The sequence below is a fragment of the Pseudomonas sp. SDO5591_S426 genome, assembly GCF_054070755.1.
In genome coordinates, this window is the sequence record NZ_JBSVXD010000253.1 from 1 (window position 1) to 6647 (window position 6647).

At 59.1% G+C, this 6647-nt stretch carries 6 protein-coding genes and 1 pseudogene; 4 read left to right on the plus strand and 3 right to left on the minus strand.

What is annotated here, in order from left to right; translation table 11 throughout:
• The first annotated feature begins 130 nt into the window (after positions 1-130).
• From ACW9JC_RS27650 to ACW9JC_RS27665, 4 genes are all read left to right on the plus strand, one after another.
• A complete protein-coding gene (locus tag ACW9JC_RS27650; protein WP_338580597.1) occupies positions 131-913 on the plus strand; it encodes a sugar phosphate isomerase/epimerase family protein in 783 nt (260 codons plus the stop codon).
• On the plus strand, positions 906-1895 hold the full coding sequence (locus ACW9JC_RS27655) for a sugar kinase (RefSeq protein ID WP_457459004.1): 990 nt from the start codon (positions 906-908) through the stop codon (positions 1893-1895). The genes ACW9JC_RS27650 and ACW9JC_RS27655 overlap by 8 nt, the downstream gene beginning before the upstream one ends.
• A gap of 91 nt (positions 1896-1986) precedes the next feature.
• Positions 1987-3279, plus strand: a complete 1293-nt coding sequence (locus ACW9JC_RS27660) for an MFS transporter (RefSeq protein WP_338580595.1) — start codon at positions 1987-1989, stop codon at positions 3277-3279.
• A 21-nt stretch (positions 3280-3300) separates the two neighbouring features.
• Complete coding sequence (locus tag ACW9JC_RS27665) at positions 3301-4278, plus strand: 2-hydroxyacid dehydrogenase (RefSeq protein WP_457459010.1); 978 nt, start codon at positions 3301-3303, stop codon at positions 4276-4278.
• A 123-nt stretch (positions 4279-4401) separates the two neighbouring features.
• Here ACW9JC_RS27665 and ACW9JC_RS27670 read toward each other — a convergent pair.
• The 3 genes and pseudogenes from ACW9JC_RS27670 to ACW9JC_RS27680 form a co-directional block, all read right to left on the minus strand.
• Positions 4402-4591, minus strand: a pseudogene (locus ACW9JC_RS27670) (IS110 family transposase); the annotation flags it as partial.
• Positions 4592-4691: 100 nt separating this feature from the next.
• The gene (locus ACW9JC_RS27675) at positions 4692-5171 is read right to left on the minus strand and encodes a hypothetical protein (protein ID WP_457459006.1); all 480 of its coding nucleotides are present in this window, start codon (positions 5169-5171) and stop codon (positions 4692-4694) included.
• A gap of 151 nt (positions 5172-5322) precedes the next feature.
• Positions 5323-6510 (minus strand): pyridoxal phosphate-dependent aminotransferase, encoded by a 1188-nt coding sequence (locus tag ACW9JC_RS27680; protein WP_457459008.1) that lies wholly within the window; start codon positions 6508-6510, stop codon positions 5323-5325.
• Between the last annotated feature and the right edge of the window lie 137 nt (positions 6511-6647).

The window sequence follows — 6647 nt, forward strand, 5'->3', positions numbered from 1 at the left end:
AGTTTGTGGTGAATATCAAATTTATGTTCACACACTTCACCTGTGGGAGCTGGCTTGCCAGCGATGGGGCCCTAAAGGTCATCCATTTTTTTTGAACAAAAATGAAACCGGTTTCAGAGGTAGAAAAACCATGAACAAACCCGCCGTCTCCATCAGCCTGTCCAGCTACGGCGCCGACCTGGTACGCCAACGCGGTCAGGGCAGTTTCATCGCAGTACTGGCCGCCGCCGGCGCCACGCGCATCGAATGGCGTGAAGAGCTGCTGACCTTTGAGAACCCCGCACACCTGGCTGACGCGACTCAGGCCGAAGGTCTGGAAAGCGTGTATTCCTCGCCGATGGAATTGTGGCTTGCCGGTCAATCCAAACCCAATCCCGAACTGACCACCGCGCTGCAACGCGCCCAGGCGTTCGGCGCCAAGTGGCTGAAAGTCTCATTGGGTTACTTCACCGACAACAGCGACCTGCAAACCCTTGCCCGAATGCTTGGCGATAGCGCGGTGCAGTTGCTGGTGGAAAACGACCAGACTTTGCACGGTGGCCGCATCGAACCCTTCCAGCGTTTCTTCGCAGAAGTCGAGCAACACAATCTGCCGATCAAAATGACCTTCGATATCGGCAACTGGCATTGGCAGGATCAGTCCGCCGCCAGCGCCGCGCGGTTACTAGGTCGTCACGTCGGTTACGTGCACTGCAAAGCGGTCACGCGCCGCACCGACGGCAAACTCGTCGCCATCCCGCCCGCCGCCAGTGATTTGCAGGAATGGGAACACCTGCTGCGGCACATGGCCCAAGGCGTTATGCGGGCAGCGGAATATCCGCTGCAAGGTGATGACCTGGTGCAACTGACCACCGAACACGTTGCCGCCCTCGCCCACCTCGGCCAATCGCAATTGGAGAGCGCTCATGTCTGAAATCGATATCCTGTCGTTCGGCGAAACCATGGCGATGTTCGTTGCCGAGCAGTCTGGCGAACTGGCCAGCGTCGGCGCTTTCCACAAACGCATTGCCGGCGCTGACAGCAATGTCGCCATTGGCTTGTCGCGACTGGGTTTCAAGGTGGCGTGGCTAAGCCGCGTCGGTGCCGACTCTCTGGGCCGCTTCGTGATCGACACGCTGGAGAAGGAAGGTATGGATTGCCGGCACGTCGACATCGACCCCGCGCACCCCACGGGCTTTCAGCTCAAATCGCGCACTGACGATGGCAGCGATCCTGTCGTCGAATACTTCCGTCGCGGCTCAGCGGCCAGTCACTTGTCGCCGCACTCGATCGTTCCCGACTTGCTCAAGGCTCGGCACCTGCACGCAACCGGCATTCCACCGGCGTTGTCGGAAACGGCGCGGCAGATGTCGTTCGAATTGATGACGCGCATGCGCGAAGCCGGGCGCAGCGTGTCCTTTGACCCCAATCTGCGCCCGAGCCTGTGGGCCAGCGAGCAACAGATGATCACCGAGATCAACCGCCTCGCCGCCCTCGCCCATTGGGTGCTGCCGGGGTTGAGTGAAGGTCGCTTGCTGACCGGTTTCGAAGACCCGGCCGACATCGCCGCGTTCTACCTCGATCAGGGCGCTGAAGCCGTGGCGATCAAGCTTGGGCCGCACGGTGCCTACTACCGCACGCATCTGGATGCCGGTTTTGTCGCTGGCGTGCCGGTGGAAACAGTGGTGGATACGGTCGGTGCCGGTGATGGATTTGCCGTCGGCATGATCAGCGCGCTGCTGGAAAACCACAGCTTTGCCGACGCCGTGAAACGGGCCAACTGGATTGGCAGTCGTGCGGTGCAGAGTCGCGGGGACATGGAGGGGTTGCCTACCCGGTCCGAAATGTCCGTTGAGTTTGAGGCCGCCAATCGCGAGCAAGCTTTGCTCCTACAAGGAAACGCGATGCTCCTGTAGGAGCATTGGCTTGCCCGCGATGAGGCCAGCACCGTCAATGAAGATCCAAACACCTGCTGCAACAAAAACAACAAGCTCAGGAGCACCACCCATGAAAACCGCAACGCTCGCCACCCGCCGCTGGTGGTACATCATGCCCATCGTGTTCATCACCTACAGCCTGGCGTATCTGGATCGCGCCAACTACGGGTTCGCCGCCGCCTCCGGGATGGCCGCCGACCTGATGATCACGCCGGGCCTGTCGTCGATGCTCGGTGCGCTGTTCTTCCTCGGTTACTTTTTCTTCCAGGTGCCGGGGGCGATTTACGCGCAGAAACACAGCGTGAAGAAGCTGATTTTCGTCAGCCTGATCCTCTGGGGTAGCCTCGCGACGTTGACCGGGATTGTCTCCAACGCTTACTGGCTGATCGTCATCCGCTTCATGCTCGGCGTGGTCGAAGCCGCGGTGATGCCGGCGATGCTGATCTACCTGTGCCACTGGTTCACCCGTGCCGAACGCTCGCGGGCCAACACCTTCCTGATCCTCGGCAACCCGGTGACCATGCTGTGGATGTCGGTGGTCTCGGGCTATCTGGTGCAGCACTACAGCTGGCGCTGGATGTTCATCATCGAAGGTTTGCCGGCGGTGCTCTGGGCATTCATCTGGTGGCGTCTGGCCGATGATCGTCCGTCCCAGGCCAAGTGGCTCAGCGACCAGGAAAAGCAGGACCTGGAAAGCGCCTTGGCCGCAGAACAGGTCGGCATCAAAGCGGTGAAAAACTACGCCGAAGCGTTCCGCTCACCAAAAGTAATCATCCTGGCCTTGCAGTTTTTCTGCTGGAGCATCGGTGTCTACGGCTTCGTGCTGTGGCTGCCGTCGATCCTCAAGGCCGGTGCGCAAATGGACATGGTCGAGGCCGGTTGGTTGTCGGCGCTGCCTTATCTCGCGGCGGTGATCGGCATGCTGTTGGTGTCCTGGGGCTCCGACAAACTGCAAAAGCGCAAACGCTTCGTCTGGCCACCGCTGCTGATCGCTTCGTTCGCCTTCTACGGTTCCTACGCGTTGGGTGCCGAACATTTCTGGTGGTCCTACACATTGCTGGTGATTGCCGGCGCCTGCATGTACGCACCGTACGGGCCGTTCTTCGCGATCATCCCGGAAATCCTTCCGGCCAACGTCGCGGGAGGCGCCATGGCGTTGATCAACAGCATGGGTGCGCTCGGTTCGTTTGGCGGCTCCTATCTGGTCGGCTACCTGAACAGTTCCACCGGTTCGCCCGGCGCGTCGTACTTGTTGATGAGTGGCGCGCTGATGCTGTCGGTGGTGCTCACGGTATTCCTCAAGCCCGGTGCCAGCGACCGGGAGCGGCCCACGGTAGCGCGTCCCCTCACAGCTCATTCCTGAATTGAAGTTGAGATCATGAAGATGAAAAAGCAGGTCGTCCTGTACAAGAAACTCTCGCCGCTGCTCATGGCTCGCTTGCATGAGCACACCGACGTGACACTGATCGACAGCCTCGATGCCGAAGGCCTCGGCAAACTGCGCGACGCCCTGCCCCGTGCCCACGGCTTGCTCGGCGCCAGCCTGAAACTCGATGCCGAACTGCTCGATCTGGCGCCCAACCTTGAAGCCATCGCCAGCGTCTCGGTGGGCGTCGACAACTACGACATCGACTACCTGACCAAGCGGCGCATCCTGCTCAGCAACACGCCGGACGTGCTCACCGAAACCACCGCCGACACCGGCTTCGCGCTGATCCTGGCCACGGCCCGGCGTGTGGTGGAACTGGCGAACATGATTCGCGAAGGCAAGTGGACCCGTAACATCGGCCCCGCGCATTTCGGCAGCGATGTGCACGGCAAGACCCTGGGCATCATCGGCATGGGCCGCATCGGCGAAGCCTTGGCCCAGCGCGGGCATTTCGGTTTCGGCATGCCGGTGATCTATCACAGCCACTCGCCGAAACCGGCGGTTGAGCAACGGTTCAACGCGCAATACCGCAGCCTCACCGAGCTGTTGCAGCAGTCGGATTTCATTTGCCTGACGTTGCCGCTAACCGCTGAAACCGAAGGGCTGATTGGCGCCGAGGAATTTGCATTGATGCGCCCGGAAAGCATCTTCATCAACATTTCCCGAGGCAAAGTGATCGATGAAGCGGCGCTGATCGAAGCCTTGCGTACGGGGCAGATTCGCGCGGCAGGGCTGGATGTGTTTGAGCGTGAGCCTCTGAATCTTGATTCGCCGTTGTTGCAGCTGGACAACGTGGTGGCGACGCCGCACATAGGGTCAGCGACCCATGAAACGCGGGAGGCGATGGCCAAGTGTGCGGTGGATAATCTGTTGGCGGCTCTGGCGGGTGAGCGGCCGGCTAATCTGGTCAATGGGCAGGCGTGGAAGGCCTGAGAATTTCTGCGCCTGTCAGGCAGCCATCGCGGGCAAGCCCGCTCCCACAGTGATCGGTGTTGAACACAACATTTGTGTAGACCACGTAACTTGTGGGAGCAACTGTCTGCACCATGCCATTTGTCAGCGCCACTTGGTGCCGTCGCGTAGCATGGCATTCAGTCTGATCAGCAGTATCCGCATGCAGGCGATGAGCGCGACTTTCGCGCTCATCGCCTCGTTCCCGAAGACCGTCGTAACGTGCCTTGAAATCAGGCTGATGACGGATTACCACCCAGCAGGCCATGTACAACGCTCGTCTAACACGGGCTCTAGGCGTTGGAGTGCACGGAAGTGGCAAAGCAAGCAAAACAATCATCGCCTTGCGCGACAACCGTAACTGAGCCAAAACAACGTTTCAGGATCGGTAACTTTTAAGGCAAAGCCGATCGCTGGATATCAACACAACTCAACTTCCCTTCAATCGGCTCAGATGTGTCTATTTTTTTTCTAACCAGCATCACCCCTCTGGTTACTATCTCTGTTTCAGCCGCACTTTTAAGACTTGGAATCGACAGCCACCCGGTCGAAACTGGGTTAATGTATGTTTTCAGCTCGAAGTACCATTTATGTGTTGTCCCAGCACAACGTTCTGACTCAAGTTTAAAAATAGTGGCCGACGGCGCATTTTCAAGGCGAAAATAAGTCATCTGATCATTCACACAGCCATGTGAGTCCGAGCGAAAATCCACTCTTGAAGTTTCAAGCGGAAGTCCACACGAGCTTCCTGAGCCGTCGGGATTTTCAGCAAACTTAATCATCGGTGTCGCCAAACTCTCCGCCCCCACGCCTTGCGCTTCAAGCAGACCCACGGCAAACGACAACCCCAATACAAACACTCTAAAAAAACTCATCTCGTAACTCCTAAACTGAGCGAAATAAATGATCAGAGATCGCTCGTCAGTTTTTACGCCTTACTTATCAATCTGCCTACTATCAGAACTGATAGGTTACGCCGCGATATTCGGCTGCTATTGTTTGTGATGGATATCCATATAGTCACTTTCAAGCCCGGCGCACTTCTAAAAGATCCATTGCGCACAGAGAAATCCTGCGACACGCATCCGCCAGTTTTGCCCGATCCACCACCAGACCGATGCGGATATGCCCCGCCGCACTCGGCCCGAACGCCTCACCGGCCAACACTGACACGCCATAGTCTTCCAGCAACCGCTCAGCAAAATGCTGGGCCGACAACCCGGTGGGGCGCACGTCGACCATCACGAACATGCCGCCGTCGGGGCGAATCGCGCGGATGCCCGGGTAATGATTCAGGCTGGCGCACACCAGGTCGCGGCGCAGGCGATATTCTTCACGCATCATCGCCACTTCGGGCAGGTTTTCATCGAGGGCCAATTGCGCGGCGTTCTGGATGAAATCCGGAATGCCGAACAACATGCACAGCGACAAATTCACCAAGTGTTCACACAAGGGTTTCGGCCCGATTACCCAGCCCACCCGCCAGCCGCTCATGGCGTGGGATTTGGACAGGCTGTTGATGGTCGCGGTGCGTTCGGCCATGCCCGGCAAGCTCGCCGGGCTGATGTGCTCGCCCTCGAACAGCAGCTCGCTGTAGACCTCGTCGCTGATCAGCCACAGGTCATGACGAATGCACAACGCGGCCAACGCCTTCCATGTCGTCAGTGGCAGGCTGGCCCCGGAAGGGTTGTTCGGGCTGTTGAGCAACAGGGCGCGAGTCTTCGGCGTGATCAGTGCCGCGACATCCGCAGGATCAACCCGAAAACCATTCTGCGAGCGCACCGGCACCGGCACCACTTTCGCCCCGCAGGCGCCGAACACGCCTTCGTAGGTGACGTACATCGGTTCGGCAACCAGCACTTCGTCGCCCGGGTCGAGCAGGCATTGCACCACCGAATACACCGCGCACTGCGCGCCGGGGAAGACGATCACATGCTCGGCATCCACCACTTGCCCGCTGCGTTGGTGATGGCGTCGGGCGATGCTGCCGCGCAAGCCCTGGCTGCCACGCACCGCCGGGTAGTGCGTGTCGCCGGCCAGCAAACTATCAATGGCCGCGTGGACGATGGGTATTGGCGTGTCGAAATCCGGGTCGCCAATCGACAGCAGCAGGACATCGACACCCTGCTCGCGCAACTCAAGCGCTCGATCGTGAATCTGCCAGGCCGCCGCTCCGTCACCGGCGATTCGTTGGGTCAAGGCTGAGTAGCGCATACGGTTCTCCTGTCGCGCGTGTTCCATGCCTCAACCCTATCTCAAATCGCCAAACGCGCCACCCCGCAAACCCTTGTTTAATAGCGTTTAAGGATACTTCCTGCAAGCTACAAGACCTTGCGCCGTTGCCTACGGGT

Excerpts from the sequence above, each read along its gene's own strand:
- ACW9JC_RS27680 (WP_457459008.1), bottom strand. The coding sequence starts at position 6,510 with ATGCGCTACTCAGCCTTGACCCAACGAATCGCCGGTGACGGAGCGGCG.
- ACW9JC_RS27660 (WP_338580595.1), top strand. The coding sequence starts at position 1,987 with ATGAAAACCGCAACGCTCGCCACCCGCCGCTGGTGGTACATCATGCCC.
- ACW9JC_RS27655 (WP_457459004.1), top strand. The coding sequence starts at position 906 with ATGTCTGAAATCGATATCCTGTCGTTCGGCGAAACCATGGCGATGTTC.
- ACW9JC_RS27665 (WP_457459010.1), top strand. The coding sequence starts at position 3,301 with ATGAAAAAGCAGGTCGTCCTGTACAAGAAACTCTCGCCGCTGCTCATG.
- ACW9JC_RS27650 (WP_338580597.1), top strand. The coding sequence starts at position 131 with ATGAACAAACCCGCCGTCTCCATCAGCCTGTCCAGCTACGGCGCCGAC.
- ACW9JC_RS27675 (WP_457459006.1), bottom strand. The coding sequence starts at position 5,171 with ATGAGTTTTTTTAGAGTGTTTGTATTGGGGTTGTCGTTTGCCGTGGGT.